16 protein-coding genes are annotated in these 16,079 nt (G+C 60.0%); 8 read left to right on the top strand and 8 right to left on the bottom strand.

The window, feature by feature from the left end; genetic code table 11:
• Window positions 1–546 (top strand): hypothetical protein (locus HUK73_RS15690; RefSeq protein WP_176592995.1); only part of this gene is annotated, 546 nt, incomplete at its 5' end.
• A gap of 106 nt (window positions 547–652) precedes the next feature.
• On the opposite strand, the gene HUK73_RS15695 is transcribed toward HUK73_RS15690, so the two are convergent.
• On the bottom strand, window positions 653–1,174 hold the full coding sequence (locus HUK73_RS15695) for a hypothetical protein (RefSeq protein WP_176592996.1): 522 nt from the start codon (window positions 1,172–1,174) through the stop codon (window positions 653–655).
• A gap of 100 nt (window positions 1,175–1,274) precedes the next feature.
• A complete protein-coding gene (locus tag HUK73_RS15700; RefSeq protein WP_176592997.1) occupies window positions 1,275–1,439 on the bottom strand; it encodes a hypothetical protein in 165 nt (54 codons plus the stop codon).
• A gap of 303 nt (window positions 1,440–1,742) precedes the next feature.
• Here HUK73_RS15700 and HUK73_RS15705 point away from each other — a divergent pair, with 303 nt between their 5' ends.
• Window positions 1,743–2,177: a thermonuclease family protein gene (locus HUK73_RS15705; protein ID WP_176593069.1), complete on the top strand. Its 435-nt coding sequence runs from the start codon at window positions 1,743–1,745 to the stop codon at window positions 2,175–2,177.
• 75 nt (window positions 2,178–2,252) lie between these two features.
• Here the strand turns inward: HUK73_RS15705 and HUK73_RS15710 are convergent, their stop codons facing one another.
• The 3 genes from HUK73_RS15710 to HUK73_RS15720 all read right to left on the bottom strand — a co-directional run bounded on the left by HUK73_RS15710 (window position 2,253) and on the right by HUK73_RS15720 (window position 4,785).
• Window positions 2,253–2,660 carry a single-stranded DNA-binding protein gene (locus HUK73_RS15710; RefSeq protein ID WP_176592998.1) on the bottom strand — a complete coding sequence of 136 codons (408 nt, stop codon included), beginning with the start codon at window positions 2,658–2,660 and terminating at the stop codon, window positions 2,253–2,255.
• Between the two features lie 435 nt (window positions 2,661–3,095).
• Window positions 3,096–3,731 carry a hypothetical protein gene (locus tag HUK73_RS15715; RefSeq protein ID WP_176592999.1) on the bottom strand — a complete coding sequence of 212 codons (636 nt, stop codon included), beginning with the start codon at window positions 3,729–3,731 and terminating at the stop codon, window positions 3,096–3,098.
• A 112-nt stretch (window positions 3,732–3,843) separates the two neighbouring features.
• Window positions 3,844–4,785: a DUF2493 domain-containing protein gene (locus tag HUK73_RS15720; RefSeq protein WP_176593000.1), complete on the bottom strand. Its 942-nt coding sequence runs from the start codon at window positions 4,783–4,785 to the stop codon at window positions 3,844–3,846.
• Window positions 4,786–5,328: 543 nt separating this feature from the next.
• Between HUK73_RS15720 and HUK73_RS15725 the strand changes: the two genes are divergently transcribed.
• A complete protein-coding gene (locus HUK73_RS15725; RefSeq protein ID WP_176593001.1) occupies window positions 5,329–6,261 on the top strand; it encodes an EcsC family protein in 933 nt (310 codons plus the stop codon).
• A gap of 63 nt (window positions 6,262–6,324) precedes the next feature.
• On the opposite strand, the gene HUK73_RS15730 is transcribed toward HUK73_RS15725, so the two are convergent.
• Together HUK73_RS15730 and HUK73_RS15735 are read right to left on the bottom strand one after the other, a co-directional pair.
• Window positions 6,325–6,615, bottom strand: coding sequence for a hypothetical protein (locus HUK73_RS15730; protein ID WP_176593002.1), 291 nt, complete (start codon window positions 6,613–6,615; stop codon window positions 6,325–6,327).
• Between the two features lie 185 nt (window positions 6,616–6,800).
• Window positions 6,801–11,660, bottom strand: coding sequence for an autotransporter domain-containing protein (locus HUK73_RS15735; RefSeq protein WP_176593003.1), 4,860 nt, complete (start codon window positions 11,658–11,660; stop codon window positions 6,801–6,803).
• Between the two features lie 416 nt (window positions 11,661–12,076).
• Here HUK73_RS15735 and HUK73_RS15740 point away from each other — a divergent pair, with 416 nt between their 5' ends.
• The gene (locus HUK73_RS15740) at window positions 12,077–12,805 is read left to right on the top strand and encodes a hypothetical protein (RefSeq protein WP_176593004.1); all 729 of its coding nucleotides are present in this window, start codon (window positions 12,077–12,079) and stop codon (window positions 12,803–12,805) included.
• Window positions 12,806–12,878: 73 nt separating this feature from the next.
• On the opposite strand, the gene HUK73_RS15745 is transcribed toward HUK73_RS15740, so the two are convergent.
• The gene (locus tag HUK73_RS15745) at window positions 12,879–13,529 is read right to left on the bottom strand and encodes a hypothetical protein (protein WP_176593005.1); all 651 of its coding nucleotides are present in this window, start codon (window positions 13,527–13,529) and stop codon (window positions 12,879–12,881) included.
• A 199-nt stretch (window positions 13,530–13,728) separates the two neighbouring features.
• Between HUK73_RS15745 and HUK73_RS15750 the strand changes: the two genes are divergently transcribed.
• From HUK73_RS15750 to HUK73_RS27180, 4 genes are all read left to right on the top strand, one after another.
• A complete protein-coding gene (locus HUK73_RS15750; protein WP_176593006.1) occupies window positions 13,729–14,109 on the top strand; it encodes a hypothetical protein in 381 nt (126 codons plus the stop codon).
• Window positions 14,110–14,302: 193 nt separating this feature from the next.
• Window positions 14,303–14,710, top strand: a complete 408-nt coding sequence (locus HUK73_RS15755) for an MbcA/ParS/Xre antitoxin family protein (RefSeq protein ID WP_022682587.1) — start codon at window positions 14,303–14,305, stop codon at window positions 14,708–14,710.
• Between the two features lie 2 nt (window positions 14,711–14,712).
• The gene (locus HUK73_RS15760) at window positions 14,713–15,411 is read left to right on the top strand and encodes an RES family NAD+ phosphorylase (RefSeq protein WP_255326377.1); all 699 of its coding nucleotides are present in this window, start codon (window positions 14,713–14,715) and stop codon (window positions 15,409–15,411) included.
• Between the two features lie 187 nt (window positions 15,412–15,598).
• Window positions 15,599–16,003 (top strand): DNA translocase FtsK, encoded by a 405-nt coding sequence (locus HUK73_RS27180; protein WP_176593007.1) that lies wholly within the window; start codon window positions 15,599–15,601, stop codon window positions 16,001–16,003.
• Window positions 16,004–16,079: the final 76 nt, after the last annotated feature.

Consider the following 16,079-nt stretch of genomic DNA (forward strand, 5'->3'; position numbering starts at 1 on the left):
ATGTACGATCCAACATCGATCCTCGCCCAATTGCTGGAGGCGGCACCCGCCCGCCTTGAGACGGTTCCGCAGGGCCAGGGCATATACGCGCTCTACGATCATGAGGGCCATGCGCGCTACATTGGCATTACCGCCAAATGCCTGACCGACAGGATTTTCAAGCGCCATGTGGGCGGTGATAACAACAGCCACAAATTTTCGACCGTCTACAATGCTGGCCGGATGTTTCACGCTCGCAAGGCAGCGGCCTCCTGCCCGAGGGATGGCAAAATCGCCAAGGAATTGCGCCGTCTCTTCGTCAGGGAACATTGCCGTGCGGTAGCGATTGCGCTTCCTGGCCTTTCTTGGGCCGAGCTGCTTTCGCTTGAAGCCAATGTCCTGGCAGCGGTCCCTGCAGACGCGAAGCGTTGGAATGATGCCCGCGTGCTCAGCGCCGCTGAACCTATAGATCAGCTCAATGCCTTTCTGGCGACGATTGAATGGCCGCCTGAAAAGCACTTGGCCGTCAATCGGCAGGCAGAGCGTTGGCAATCTCTTGCGCGTTAGGCGGGAACCGCGCGGCAGGGATCGCCACCCGAATGGGCTGAGACTTGGAAAGCCAAGGCTCAGGGCGAAGCCTAGAGCCCGGTCCGGCATCGCCGGAGCCGCCCCTTCAGCTCTTAACGGTTCGCCGAAAATTACCGAGAACGGAGCACAGCTTCCGACTTTTGCGTTTCAGATCGGTAAGACGTTCTTCCGCTTCGGCTTGTTCGAAAAGCAGCATCAGGCGTTCAGCCTGCTGTCCGCGGATCGAGACATGGCGCAAGATCACGATCCATTTGCCGGTTCGCTCAAGCGCGATCTTCGCCTGACCATGCGCAAGAAACGACCGTAGGCCCTCGAGCGCGCGGAGATCCGAAAGGGCCTTAGCGGCCGCCTTGCCTTCCTTAGCAAAAATGCCTTCTTCCTCAATGAGCTTGCTGAGATCGTCGAACCGCTGACCGATCAAATGCCGCAACCGTACTGCCTCCCCTCTGCCCGGGATGGCCTTGAGAAGGAGGAGCGTTTCGGTGACGGCAGCTTCTGCCGCCGAGAAATGCTGCAGACATGCGCCGCGCCACGCGTTCACATCGTGGATCGCCTGGTTCCACAACGGATCGTCGTTCACAATCTCGATCGGGGCGTCTTCATCCATGAAGAGCGCCTAGCGCCGCTGTCTTTATTTTCGTTGAATCGAACACCACGCCGCGCGCCGTCTCGGCAAAACGTGAGCCCATAGACTCCCGGTGAAGCAGTCAGGAAAAGGGGTCGAACTCGGCCACCAAGGCAACGCTGCCGTCCGCATCCTCCGCGGTGATGACCCCATATTGCTGCCCGATCGCGATGACGAAGGTGACCACCATGAGGCTGCGCGAGAGACTGAAGGCGTGACGACGAGCGGTTGCAATGTCGGTGAACATGTCGGGGCTCCTTTGCGCGCCGGCGGGTCCGTCCCGCTCGACTGGCGCCCGACGTGTCCGGCCGGCGGCCGCGATCACTTTTTTGGCGCAGCCCAAAAAGCCGTAGCGCAGCGACCGGACCCCCTTGCGGGTTGATCGTAAAAGGCCGGCCGGACCAAGGATCGCGCCTGATTGAGAGCGGGTGGACCCGCCGGCCAGGCCCCATGATCCCGCCGATTTTTGCTCGGCGGTCACCCCCGCCCCGCCGGTCTGACTGATGGCATACCCATGACAAGCACGAGCCTCTCGGATAGCGTCGCCGCGATGCTGTTCGCACTCCTGCTTGCCGCCACCGTCATTCCCGATGGCCAGGTCTTCACCTGCACGCCGACGCGCGTCTGGGATGGAGATGGGCCGATCTGGTGCCGTGAAGGCATGCATGTCCGTCTCGCCGGAATTGCCGCCCGAGAGATGGACGGGAGTTGCCGGCCAGGTCAGCCCTGCCCCGAGGCAAGCGCCCTCGCCGCCCGTGATGCTCTTGTTAACCTGCTCGGCGACGCACAGGGGCGCACCAGCACGAGCCACATTCTGGTCGATGGTCCCACCATGCGCTGCCTTTCAACCGGCAACGCGCGCGGCAACAGGACCGGCGCCTGGTGCGCCGCGCCCTCTATCGGCGACCTGAGCTGCGCCATGATCCGCACCGGCACCGTGCTGCGCTGGGATCGCTATGCCCAAGGGCGATGCCGATCCCGCTGATCCGCTTGCCTCCTTTCCCGCCTGAGCAGGAAAGGAGGCCCGGCGGCGACGCCGCCGGGCCTGATGGGACCGATTTCAGAAAGGGATTTCATCGTCCTCGGGCTCATGGCCGCCGCCTGCATTGTCGTTCGCCTTGGCGCGGGTGAGGAAGGTCACTTCATCGGCGATGATCTCGACGCCGTAACGCTCGATATTCTCGTTGTCGGTCCAGCGGGTGTAGTGAATGCGGCCCCGGACCATGACCTTCATGCCCTTGTCGACATACTGCTCGACCGTCTTGCCGACCCCGTTGAAGCAGGTGATCCGGTGCCATTCGGTGTCCTCGAGCCGACGGTTATTGTCGTCGCGGAGGACCTTGCCGTTGCTGTCGCGCTTCGGGCGCGAGGTGGCGAGGCTGAAATGCGTGATACGGGTGCCGCCCTGAGTGGTGCGGGCTTCGGGCGTGGCGCCGACATTGCCGGCGAGGATGACGAGATTCTGCATGGCTGGAGTTCCTTCGAACTGGGTCCAAGGGACCGTCCCTTCGACTGATCCCCGGCCAAGGCGGACAGGACGGATCATCCACCGGCAGGCGCAGCGCCGGAAAACCCCGAGACAAGGGGTGGTGCGGGCAGCCGTGGCACACGGCAACTCGGCCCGAAGGCTCGCGGGTTGGATGGGCCGGGCGGCCGACTTAGGGGTCAGATGAGGAGAAGGACGGATCGTCGCTTGGCCGTGCCAGGAACCCCTCCATGGTAATCATGGGCATCCCCGACCTATAGCGCCACGCCGGTCCAACACCTTGGCGAACGTCAGGCTCGTCTTTGCCCCACCCGCCGCCTCAAGCCGCCCGGCATAACCGACCATGTTCCGCGCCGCCGTCCGGCGGAAGCCAAACCATGGCATGCCCATGCGAAGGGGACGGGCAAGGCGAACCGGTTACCGCGCCGGCATCGGCAGGTTCAGTCCGGCCGCCACGGCATCGAGGAGCGAGCCAGTCGCGCGCAGCACGGCCGCGAAGTCGCAAACATAACCATCCGCCACCAACGCGTCGATGCGATGCGCAGCATAGGCGGGACCGAGGCTTGTAAGCAAATCGACGAGAATACGGCCCGGGGTGGGCAGGCCAAGCCGCCGTGCCTCGTCGAGGGCGACGAGAAGGTCGTGACGAATATCGTGCGCGACCTCATCGTGCGACCAGCCCCGGCTCATAAGATAGGCTTTGAGCCCCAGCTCGCAGGATATCGCTAGCAGGTGCAGCGCGGGGGCAAGGGAAACGGTAGCGCCGAGACGTGCCCCGCCGTGAAACTCGCGCGCGCGATCAAGGAACATCAAGGCGGTTTGCCGATCGCCGGGCTCCGCCAGTCTCTCGATCGCGCGCCAGCGGTATGGCGACAGCTGGCTGAGCCACGCTGGGCCGGCCTGGTTGCGCAACTGGCGCAGGCAGGCACCATCGGCCTCTTCTACATCGCGGCCGGTCGACCACAAGAACAGCAGCTTCGCTTTCCAGCAGCGGCCACGCGCCGTGCGAAAAGCAAGGAGCGCGCGCGCCGTGGGGTGATCGGGCATGAACATGATGCAAACCTCCGGGAAAACGGGATGCACCCGCCCTGCCCTCCTCCCCTCCGGCATCGCAGCATTTTGAACCGGGGAAAGCCGGCCGCCGGAAGGCGGCCGGCGCTGCGGATCAGCCGCAGGGTCGCGACGCTGGTGGCGTGCCAAGCGGTCCGCGGCGATCGACGACGTGGATGCCGCGCGCCTTGGCCTCGATCACCAGCCTTTCGGTGACACCATTGCCTTGGAAGGCGATGACGTAGCGCGGCTTGACCGAAAGCATCTGCTCATTGCGGCGGAACCCGGCGCGATCGCCGAGCTTGCGATCGAGTCCGAACCGCAGCTGCTGGATACCGTTCTGCTCGGCCCAAGACGCGGCCAAGCGCTCAATGCCCTTCATGTCACCGCCATGAACGAGATACATGTCGCCCACCCGCTCGCGGACGGCATTGAGCGTTCGCAGCAGGTTATCTGCGAACTGCTTGGCTTCGTCGTCGCTGGCGAAACGCAGCCGCCCGCCGGCGAAGATCACGGGCGTGCCATGGACCATATTGGCATCGCGCACCCGGTCTCGTCGCGCCTGGAGATAGGACCGGCCATCGACGATCGCCGCAGTCGTGCCGAGCGAAATGCGGTTGCCCGACGCTGGCACCCAGGAACGGCCCGTCTCGTGCAGATAATGACGGGCTGCCGTGTCACGCATCGTCTCATAGGCCTCGGCGGACTGCTCGATCTTGCGGGCGAGATCGATTTTGTCCTCGAGGTCGGCGGTCGCGACTTCTGAGCCATCTTGCTCGGCGAGCAGAAGCCGAATCTCGTCCGTCAGCCGGTCGATCATCTGGTGCTTCTTGGCGGCGGCGCGGTGGAAGAGATTGACCAGGCCCCAGCCCAGATCCTCGATGTCGCGTTCGAGCGCGCTGAAGGGAAAAAGCGCGAAAAGATCGCTCCAGACAGCGCTGACGGTTTGTTCCATGGCTTCGGCGGGGGGCGGCGCCTCTAAGGTGCGCGGGTCGCCAGTGTGATCAAGATGACCGAGTTCGAGGGCGGAGAGTATCGCCGAGAGAGTGCTGGTCATGAGCTTTGCCTTTCGTTCCACTTGGGACCGGCGGCCCATCCGCCGGATGCGCAGCCTCCGGGCCATCGAAGGAAGCGGCGGCGGCACCGCCGGGCAAAGCCCAAGGGAAACCCGGGACAATGCCGGGTGGTGCGGGCAGGCGCGCGAGCGCCAACACGGCCGGATTGGCCCCGGGTTGCGGCCGCCAGCGCGATGGCCCAAGCATGCGCATCCTCTGGCGAAGGGCTGAGGCCTCATGGAATCAGGTAGCGTCGCCTTTCCAGCGATCGCATAAAATCTCAGATGTTGAATCTCGTGACATCATGATCGACGCGTCCCGAACAGCAAAGTTTGGGACGCCGCCGTGGTTCGCAGGCTTAGCGGCGAAGGTGGGCTTCTTGCGGAAGCGGACGTCGAGGCGCATCCGGCATTTGGTGCGATCAACGAACAGACGGACTTGTTGAGCGCCGCAGACACGGCGGCCGAGCAGGACCAGTTGACCGGGCCAGCAAGGCGACTACGGTTTCCCCAGCGGCATAGAACGCACTGCTAAGAGGAAATTAGATGATTGCATTATCGCCGTATGAGCGAAAAGCGTTGATTGCTATAGAGGAATGGAAAAGTCCTGAGCACAGTTTTTTCAGTCGCGCCATGAACTATGTTGATATTCCTTTGGATTTCGTCGGCGACTTTGTTCTCAAAACACCTTGGTTAGGCGATGCTCTTCAGAAATCTGTGAAGGGGGTACTTTCAGTTGCGAACGACACTGCGCAATACACAGTTCGGTCTAGGGCCATCATTGCGGAGTTTAGTGCGGCAGGTCATCAGGTTTCCACCCTACAGGATATTCGGAGCCTCGATCTTGAAGACGTGGACACCATGGTTGGATGGCTCTCTGCAAAGTATAAGGCCCTGGCAGCAGCAGAGGGAGTAGGCACAGGCCTCATGGGTGCGCCTGGGATCGCGATTGATGTCCCCGCGCTGCTGAGTATCAATTTTCGGGCGATTGGCGAGTTTGCGACATACTACGGGTTCGAGATCGGGCGACAAGAGGAGAGAATCTTCGCCCTTGCGATCTTGCATTACGCGGCCTCCCCGAAAGATGCGTCAAAGGGACTGCTGATGGCTGAGATTGCAAAAGTCACAAAGCAGGCAGCATCGAAAAAGACTTGGGAAAAGCTCAACCAAAGTGCCTTGGTAAAAATAGTCGAGGCAATAGCCACCAAGATCGGAATTAAACTAACCAAAGGGAAGCTTGCGCAAAGCATTCCCCTTGTGGGAGCAGGGGTGGGCGGGAGCTTTAATGCTTATTTCACGGCGAAGGTCTGTGACGCGGCCTATTATTATTATAGAGAGCGATTTATCAAAGACAAAGAGCGTCGACAGAAAGAAAGCTCGCCTCAATCGGTCATGCAGTCGGGTTCAAACGACGAAATTGAGGATGCGGAATTCACAGAAGTGGAGGTTGAAAATGTGGGCTCAAGCAAAGCAGACTAGTATGCTGCCCTTGTTAAATCGTTTCGTGGTGCGGCCTAAGAACGCTGTTCATGCAGAAGCCGATCACTGCCCGGTAATCGCTACTTCCTCCAAAATGGCCTGGGTGAGCAGGGGCGAAGATCTGACAAGCTGCTGCAGTTCACGTATCGCACCATCTTCTAGCCCATGCGCATATTCACCGTCTGCCCAAGGACGACCGATGTGACCGGGAGAAGGTACGAAAAAACATATCGCACCGCTGTCGTTAGTCAAAATTTGCACACCATAATGTGCGAGCCTTTCCATAAGGAGACTGGCAAGCGTCTTGTGCGTTTCTGCGCTTTGTCCGAAGTTGTTCACGTTCTGTTTACTCATTGATTCTGCACCAATATCTTCTCCGCTGGATCTGAATAGGCGGCGCGACAAATTTGGACGCAGCAGAATTCTTCCGAGCCCCTGTCCAATGCTCGGCATTCCCATCACACCCCGAGAGCAAAGCGGGCAAGCAAACGAAAGGGCGCGCCGAAACCGCCGCGCCCTTCCTTTGTTAGTGCGTTGTGTCAGAAGCCGAAGCTAATGCCACCCCGAACTTGGCCGAGCGTGTTGTGGCCACCGAAGCCGTAACCGCCAGAGAGGAACAGGTTGACGCGCTTGTTGACCGAGGCATCGACGCCCAGTTCGATCAGCCCGCTTCCATCCGGATCAACACCCTTCAGGCGGAAGGCATCGCCGCCGCCCAGATACTGGACCGTGCGGTCGCTGCCGATATTGCCCTGGAAGCTGTACTGCACCTTGGCATAGGGACGGTAGGCCATCCCATCGGCATCACCCAGCAGAGCTCCCGCCTTGACGCCCAGCACCGGCGAGAAGACCGTCTTCGACGCGTCGTCGACCCGCAGGCCAATGCCCGCACCGCCTTCTTCGGTGAAGCCGTTCATCGACCAGCGACGCAGCGCCAGCTTGCCGTAAGGCGTCACGACCAGATTGCCACCGGCAGCAAGGTCGTAGCCCAGCTCCAGGCTCGCATCCAGCTGCTTACCCTTGAAGTCGCCTTCGATCGTGCGAGCCAGCAGGGTGAGGTCCCGTTCGACTTCAAACTTCGAGAAGCCGTAGGCGACCTGGAAGCTCCCGTAGAAGGGGCCGAAGCCTTGGGTCGCATAGGCACCGATGGTGTAGGTGCGAACCTGCGCTTCTTCCGGCGAACCCTGAGCGGTCACATCATGCTGACCGTAGCCGAAACCGATGCCGAACGCGCCGTTGTCCTGGTAGGCAACGTCGATACCGAAGGCGCCACCGTAGCTGTTGGTCTTGATCTTCGACGCGCCCGACTTGGTGCCGCCCATCTTGGCGAAGTTCGCCGAGGGGTTGAACCAGATCTGGGTGCCCAGCGCCTCGCCATAGCCGCGGCGAGCGGCCAGGCGATTGACGGTTGTGTTGAAGACCGCGTTCTGATCGACAGCGGCAAGCGAACCGTAGATCTCAGCCGAGGAAAGCTCGTTGAAGACCTGCGCTGCCTGTGCGCTGTTCAGACGCCAATCAAGCCCAGCCGCGATGTTGGCGATATCCTGAGCATTGGCGATCTCAGTCACCGTCGCAAAGCCGTTGCCGCCAGCGGCATCCGTCTTCACCCGGGCGATGACATCGGCCAGCGCGCTGTCCAGTCCTACCGCAGCCGACGCCGCATTGGCATTGGTTGCGCCGGTGGCGTAGCTCTTGCGGGTCGCTTCGATCGATACGGTCTTGGCCGTCGCGTCATGCTTCAGGCCGAAGCTGACGAAAGGCGAAGCGAGCGATGAAGCGGCCGTCGCCGTGACATCGCCGGTGCCGGTGTAGGTGAAGAGCGTATAGCCGTCGCCCGTCGAATAGAGGCTGTCCTTCGACACCGTCACCGCGACCTTGCCGGCCAGGTTCAGGTTGCCGTCCACCGAGACCGAAGACGGGGTCGAGAAGACGCCGGCATTGGTCGGAGTGGTGAAGTAAGGGACGTTCACCCCACCGGTGATCGGGCCCAACACCTCAGGCGAGGAACCGGCATTGCCGACCGACAGGTTGCCGAAACGAACCAGCGAGGGGTTGACGCCCACCACCGTCGTGCCGCTGGCGCTCTGGTTGTAGTTGCCCTGCTGGTGGATTTCGATGCCCTTGATCGCTTCCGGACCCGGAGTGACGATGCTGTTGCCAACCGTCTGAACGAAGGTCGGTGCACGACGCCCCAAGACAAGGGTGGCATCGTTATTGATGTTGCCCTTGATGCCGAACACGGCGTCGTCCGAACCCACGACATCCAGCTGAACTTCACCCGCCTTCACGTTGAAGTTGTTGACATCGAGCGTCCAGGCAGCCGGAGTCGCGCCTTCCGCCGGGACATATTCGGCGCCGGTGACGACGAAAGTGCCGGTGCCGGTCTTGTTCAGTTCGTTGACGCCCAGCACGCGGACGCCGGTCGGAGAGAACAGACCTTCAGCTTCTTCGGGCAATTCGGCCACGGGGCTGTAGTTCGCAACCCCAGGAGCCGCCGGCTTGAACTCGCTCGCGCCTAGGAAGCCGCTGCCGTTCAGGTTGACGGTGGTGTTGGTCAGGTAAGCGCCGCTGTCATCGCGCTGGGCGTCAATTTCACCAAGCGTGATCGAGCCGTTGTTGAGGTTGACCGTCGCATTGATGTCAGCCGTCTTGACCGCTGCCTGGCCGTTCACCGTGAGGTTGAACGTCGCCGGGTCAACCAGCGACGCATCGAGCGGCACCAGCGGAGACAGCTGCGAGGCCAAGGCCGAGGTGACCTCATCCTGCGAGATGGTGGCGCCCGTCACGACGAAGCCGCGCGACACGCCATTCTGGTCGACCGTATAGCTCTGGGTGGCCAGCACCGGATCGACGCTGACGTCGGTGGTGTTGATCGTCGCGTTGACCGTTGCCGAGCCACTGAACTGCGCTTCACCAAGCGTGGTCGTACCGGCGAGAACGCCATTGTTGGTGACCGCGCCAGTGAGGCCAGCGATTTCGACATCACCAAGGGCCACGCCGCTGTTGGTGAAGCTGGCATTGCCACCGACCGGCGAAGCATTGACCGTAGCGATGATCGTGCGCGAACCGGCATCGGTCGGATTCGTGTCGGTGATCGTGATGCTCGCTTCGGAGTCCAGAGCCGAAACACTGAACAGGTTTCCGCCCGAGCCCAGCACGCCGTTGTTGACGAGCGAGGCAGAGGTCAGCCCCTCAACTTCCACATCGCCAATGGCTGTGCCATCGTTGGTGACCGAAGCCGCGCCACCCACGGAGCCGAAGCTAGTCGTGGAGACCTGGCTGGCGGGCGTGAAGCCATTAGCCGCAAAAGTGGTGACGGTCTCTTCCGAGATGCTTTCGCCAAGGCTGCTGGCGAACAGATTGCCGCCGCTGCTCAGATCGGCATTGCCGACAACGCTGCCTGCACCAATGGCAATCGAGGCGCCGCCGATGCCCGAAGCATTCACATCGCCTGCGACGCTCGGCACGCCCTTGCCTTGCAGCGCGGCCGCCGTATCGACAACAACGCTAGCCGTACCGCCCACATCTTCCGAATTCTCGCGGAAGGTTGCAGTGGTCTGAGTGCCGATTCCGCCATCGAGCGTGAACTCAGAAATGTTTTCGGTGCTACCGATGGTGGTGCGGGCGAAAGCGTTTACCGAACCGCCTACGGTGCCCGTGATGGTGGCGGCCGCATTGCCGAAGCTCGCACCGACCGTGGCATCGCCGTCCACCCGTCCGGCATTGGTGAGCGTCGCGTTGCCTGCATTGGCAGCGGCTGTCGAGCTGGAGAGAGTGGAGCTGACAGCCGTGCCGTCACCCGCAGCGTCCGTGGTGCTGGAGTTGGAAGAGGCGAAGGACTGGTCGCCCGACACGAAGCTGTTGACGAAAACATTCTGTTCAACGGTCGCCGCCGAACCGATCGTCGCGGTGGCGGAAGTCACGCCACTGACGTTGACATTGCCGCCGACCAGGCTCGTTCCTTGGAGCGTGACCGAGGCATCGCCACCTGCCTGGCTCTGCGTGAACTCGAAACCGCTGCTCGAGCTGGAGCCCTGAAACACGCCGGCATCATAATTGTCGGTCGTTTCCGAGCTGAACTCGAAACCGCTGGTCAGGCCCTGGCTGGTCGAGGAGACGTTCCCCGACACCTTGCCACCGTTCAGAGCAACGCTGCTGCCAGCATTGCCGAAGGAAGTGACATTTCCGTTCCGGCCGGAATCGCCAGGAGCCACCGTGCCGCTGATGTTCACCGTGCTCGTGCCGCCGGTGGCGACCGTCTGCTGCGTGTTGGTGCTGCTGCTGATGACGGAACCGGTGCCTGCGGCATCGCGCGAGTCGGTGACAACCGAGACGTTTTCGCCAGTGGTCGAGAAGCCCTGGGCGGTCGAAGAGAGATCGCCATAGACCGCTCCGCTCACCGTGGCAGTGCTGTTCCCCCCGGTGAACTGGCTGACGCTGCCGTCATTGCCCGTGCCGAAGTTCAGCGAGCCGTTGATGCCGGCATAGGTCCCGTCGATATCTCCGCCGACCGTCTGCTGAGAGAAGCTCGACTGGGTCGTCGTGGTCGTGCCGGAAACCGTGGTGGTCGGGCCCGTCGAAGTGAACACCGTGTCCTGGCTTACCGCATTGGTCTGACCGAGCACCTGGCCGTTGTTGGCGATGCTGATCGCTCCCTGATCCGAACCGGCAAAGACATCGCCGCTGATGCGGCCGGTGCTCGCGTTCGCGATGGAGATCGCGCCTTCCGTCGTGACGGCATCAACATCGCCCGCAATATCGCCGTTGTTAACGATACCGACGGTGCCGGTCGAGGCCGAGCCGAACACATCATCGTCGACTGCACCATCATTGGTGATCTGCACCGTGCCCGCGCCGAGACCCTGGCCGTTCAGGCTGTCGACCTGGCCCGCGACGCCGTTGGCGAGCGTAACGCTGCCGAACGCGGAGCCGGTGATGCTGCCGCCAACCAGATTGTTGTTGGTGACGGAAACTGCGCCGCCGAAGTTGGAGGCGCTGATGCCGCCCGCCACTTCGCCGTTGTTGGTCGCCGTGAAGCTGTTGGACGCACTGGCCGCGCCGACGCCGCCGAAGCTCAGGCCGGTCACATTGCCATCATTGTTGACGATGACCGCGCCATCGCCTTCGCCTGCTGCAAAGCCGCCCGCAACGAAGTCGAAACCGATATTCGCGCCGCTAATGTCCGCGCCGCTCGCGATCGTTACCGTCAGATCGGGATTGGCCAGCGTCGTAATGGCCGTGGCAATGTCGGCATTTACCGCCGCGCCGGTCCCCGCGCCGCTCGGTACGTTCACGGTGGCGGGAGCCGCCAACGCGCCACCGGCGTTTGCGAGCAATGCCGCCGCCGGTATGGAAGCTGACAACAGCAGCATCCGGTTGAACCTCGAATTCTTATTCATTCAAAACCCCTATTGCCTGCGCTTCTCAGGTGGGTTGGGTGGTGAAACGACGAGCAGCAGCGCTGTACGGACGCAACCGGCCGCGCATCGATGCTGTTTGGAACGCCCCCCAAACACCTGCCGTTGCGCAAATGTGCGCAACATTCGCAAATACCTATTCACTGAAAGCAAACCGCGCAAATCTTTTTTGCAGCGCAATGGCGCATAAAATGACAGAACCGGTCGTATATAAGTTTTGTCCGCTGCGCAGGTGCGCCATTTTGTGAAATTTTGCGCAAATATGCACTTGATTATTTGCGCTATTATTATTTGCGCCGATGTGCCGGAAGCGCATAATGATGCGGGTGCGGCGGGAGGGCGCCCGGATCAACCGGCCGCCGTCGAATGTCGCGCTAAAAAAATGCGGGCGCAAACACATGTCTTCTGTCGATGAATGGGATCAGGATAGAGCCCGCCAGCTGGTTGGCTGCCTGGTCAAAGAAACTGGGTTTTCAGCAAGCCAAATTGCACGCCGTTCTGGCCTGGCGCCCTCTACCCTAACCCGAATCTATCCTAATCCTACCGTCGGCTATTCGCTATCAGACAGAAGTGTCGCCAAGCTCAAGGCCACATTTCCAGACGCATTTTCCACCTGTGAAACTGGAGCGTTGCCACTGCCGTCTCCGGTATCCGAGATCACCGCTAAGGACGATCCCATCTTCGCCGGACTGCCGAAGAAACTTATTCCCGTTTACGCCGTCAGTCTGCACTTCCCCGAGGAAAGCGCGACATCCTTTGCCGATGAGCTTGAATTCTGGGAAGGGGATCTTTCGCGCCCTGCTGCCTATATGGCAGCACCGTTCGGCTTGGGCGACGCCGAGCGCTACTTTGCAATCTATATCCCTGGCGAAGCCATGGAACCACGTTTCCGCGCCGGCGAGCGGGTAATTCTTGATCGCATCAAACCCGCGTCGATCAATGCGGACGTCGTGGTTCAGCTGCGAGAGGATACGGGTCACTCACTCTGGACCATCGGCCGACTGAGTGCACGGGACCGCAGCCTCATTGAGCTGATGCAATATCGCGACCGCGTGACGTCATCGATCCCACACAACAAGATCAAGCAAATTTACCCGATCATCGGGATGGTCGATGACGACGCATGATCGGCTGAAAGCGATCGACGCAGCTTCTAAGCATCGGGATGCACGTTAGAGCAGGGGGCCAGATCTCGGATTGTCATCCACGGGTGGTCACGGCGCACATGGCCTTTTCTATTCCGGCCCACTCATGCTCATGTTTGCCGCCATGATTTTCCATGCCCGGCCTCGTCAAACATCCTTTCGGACTCGTGTAACTGTGGATGGTTCTGGCGGGCTGTTCGAACCAGGATATGTTGAAAGCCCAGTATTTGGGGAAAAAATAGAGACTGGAATAGGGCAGATGATCATGGATCCACCATGCGAGCTTTTGCCAATCCCCCTCCTCCTGAAAGGCATCCCAGAAAGACGGAACGACGATACAGGCAGTCGCGCCCATCAAGCCATCACGCCTACGATCCCAGATATGACTGGCGTAATTGCTCTCATTCGAAGCGCAGCTGTAGCCGGCTTTGCCAGCCGCCTGCATTTCGGCGCCAAACCCATTCACCTCGGCCGACCGGAAAGCTGACCGAATAGCGATCCTGCCAAAATGATCCTGCAGCGGCTCCAACAGATCCTGACACAAACGGCTGCCTGCCGCTATCGCAAGCTCCGGGTCATCCGGAACGTTTGCGAACCCATGGATCGATGCGATGTCCGAGAACAGAAAGTCGCGCATAAAAAACGACTTTGACAGCCTCACTCTTCCAAAATCGCTCAGACTCGCGACGCTTACTGGCTTTTTCATGATGCCCCCTTTGTCATCTTAGTTCCAGTCTAGAACGACATTTTCGGTCGCAAATCCTGGATGAAGCAAATGAGGCAGCTTGCGCAATATGACGTAACCTCGCAATAGCGCGCACTCCTCAAGTCAACCGGATGCTATGCGACCCCAATTCACCAATAAGGAAATTGCCCAACGCGTTTTTGCTCGAGCCGCTTGGGTTATGCATCAGTCATGGGAAGAAAACTGGCGGCATTCACGCCTGTTGGATGAACCATTAATCCCCAATCACATCATAATGGTCGGTCGCTCACGGGCAGCAGCAGAACATCGTGAACATGTTGTGCCATTAGCACTTATTCGAGATCAGTGCGAAAAGATGTTTTCTCTTGGAGCGAATGTAGCTGCCGTCGCGAAATTGTTGGAACGGCATCTAAAAATAGTGATGATCTCCAAGGCTGAACGCCTGCGGCTCGACTTCGATCTTGGACTTAAGGTGAGCATGCCCAAAGGTTGGTCTTTTGACGATGAGAATGCGGACCCCTTTGCGAGATTGAAGGCTGCCGGGATCGAATGGGATCAGATCGAATCGAACGTCGCCTGAGGCTTACAGCAGCCCTACAACGCGCTGGCTCTTGGCCGTTGGGATGGCGCTTGCTCCGACTTCCCCATTGCTCAGGGCTCACCAAGCCTCGTGCAATCTCCTGACAGGATCACAAAGCACATCTTATAGACATTTTCAGAAATCAGCTTATATTTCGGACATCGGATAGTCCGGAGGAAGAAAGGAGATCACAGTGGCGCAAGCCTTGGCTAAGACCGCTCCTGCAAGGAAGCCGGATCTCTCCGGCTCTGGCCTCCGGACATTCTCGAACATCGCCGAGCGCTGGTCGCTAAGCGAACAACAGCAGATGAAGATTCTCGGCGTTGAAAGCCGCTCCACCCTTCACAGTTGGAAGTCGAAGGCGAAAGCGCGCCAACAGATCAAGCTCGGCCGCGATACGCTTGAGCGGATCAGCTACGTTCTGGGCATCTACAAGGCTATCAATATTCTTCTGCCGATCGCCGAGCGGGCTGACCGCTGGATGCACGCGCCCAACGACGCTCCCATCTTCGGCGGCAAAAGCGCACTCGATCGGCTGACGTCCGGCAATGTGTCGGACCTCTTCATTGTCCGCCAGTATCTCGACGCAGAACGGGGCTAGGCATGACCAACGGTGCTGTGATGCCGCCTCTCGCGGCCACGGATCAACGCGTGTATCGCCTGATCGCCTCGATTTATCCGACCATCCTTCTCTTCGAACAGGTGACCGAACCTGAGGATCTGGATGATATCTACGCCCTTGAGGCCATGACAAACGAGCGCCTTCGTCAGGAGGCCGGCGACATCTCGTTGGTCCCCCTTGAAGATCGCGTTGTCGGACCCGGCTCCTCCCCCATCATGGCGGCCTTCACGCATCTCAATCGTGACGGCGCCCGCTTCTCCGACGCCAGCTTCGGCGCCTATTACGCGGGCTTTGAAACTACGACCGCGATTGAAGAAACGAAGCACCACCGAGAAGCCTTCCTCCGCCGCACGAAGGAGGGGCCGATCGATATCGATATGCGCTGCTATGTCGCCCGGCTCCGCGCGGATCTTCATGACCTACGCCCTTGGCATGACGACCATCCCGAGTTTTTCCACCCAACCGACTATGGCGCCAGCCAAGCACTCGCGCGCGCCCTACGGACAAAGCGTTCCATGGGGATCATCTATCCCAGCGTTCGCGCTGCCAGCGGCACCTGCGTTGCTGTCCTCCGGCCGATCTGCCTCTCCAACTGTCGCGAGAAAACCCATCTCACTTACCGATGGGACGGCAAGAGCATTACCGACATTTACGAAAAGAAGGCTTTCATTCCGAAATAAAATGATCCGTGGCATCGCCTACTGTGCGTGAATCTCGTAATTGAAGCCCAACAAGAACATACCATGAACTAATGGCTCGGAGCAATAACAACTGCCTCTCTTCGTAGCTCTGAGACTCTTTTGCGACCCATTCTGTCGTATCGGAATGTTTCTATGATCTCAGAAAGATCATTGGGGAATATCTAGAGTGAGTGAGAAGGGCACGCATTGTTGTTCATGGTCAGCAGAGGAAGAGTGGCTGGCCCTCAAGAGTATAGCCAAGCGGCTACTCAAGAACGCCGTTTCAGAAAAGAAGGCATGGAAGCGGAAAGTCGAATCCCTCAAAACGATCCTCTCTCTGTGTGACAAAATGGCGAGCGCCGATGGGACAGACGCTCCCGAAAAAATTGACGGCGCATTGTACGAACAAGCTTTTGAGCTCGTTTGCGCTCATCAAAACGCGTCTATCGCTTGGTTACACAGACGTCTTCGGGTGAGTTATCGGACCGCAACTCAATTGATTGAAGAATTGGAAAAGCACAATGTTGTAGGACCTCCAAATCACGTGGGCTTCCGTGATGTACTGCGTGACCCATTGGGCCGGCGAATATGAAGCGCAGGCACTGAATTATGCGGCGGCCGTTTCCATCCCCAAGCCGCCAGCAAATCAGAACGCTGGTCTCCGGCCG

Source organism: Sphingobium sp. EM0848 (assembly GCF_013375555.1).
Classification (GTDB): domain Bacteria; phylum Pseudomonadota; class Alphaproteobacteria; order Sphingomonadales; family Sphingomonadaceae; genus Sphingobium.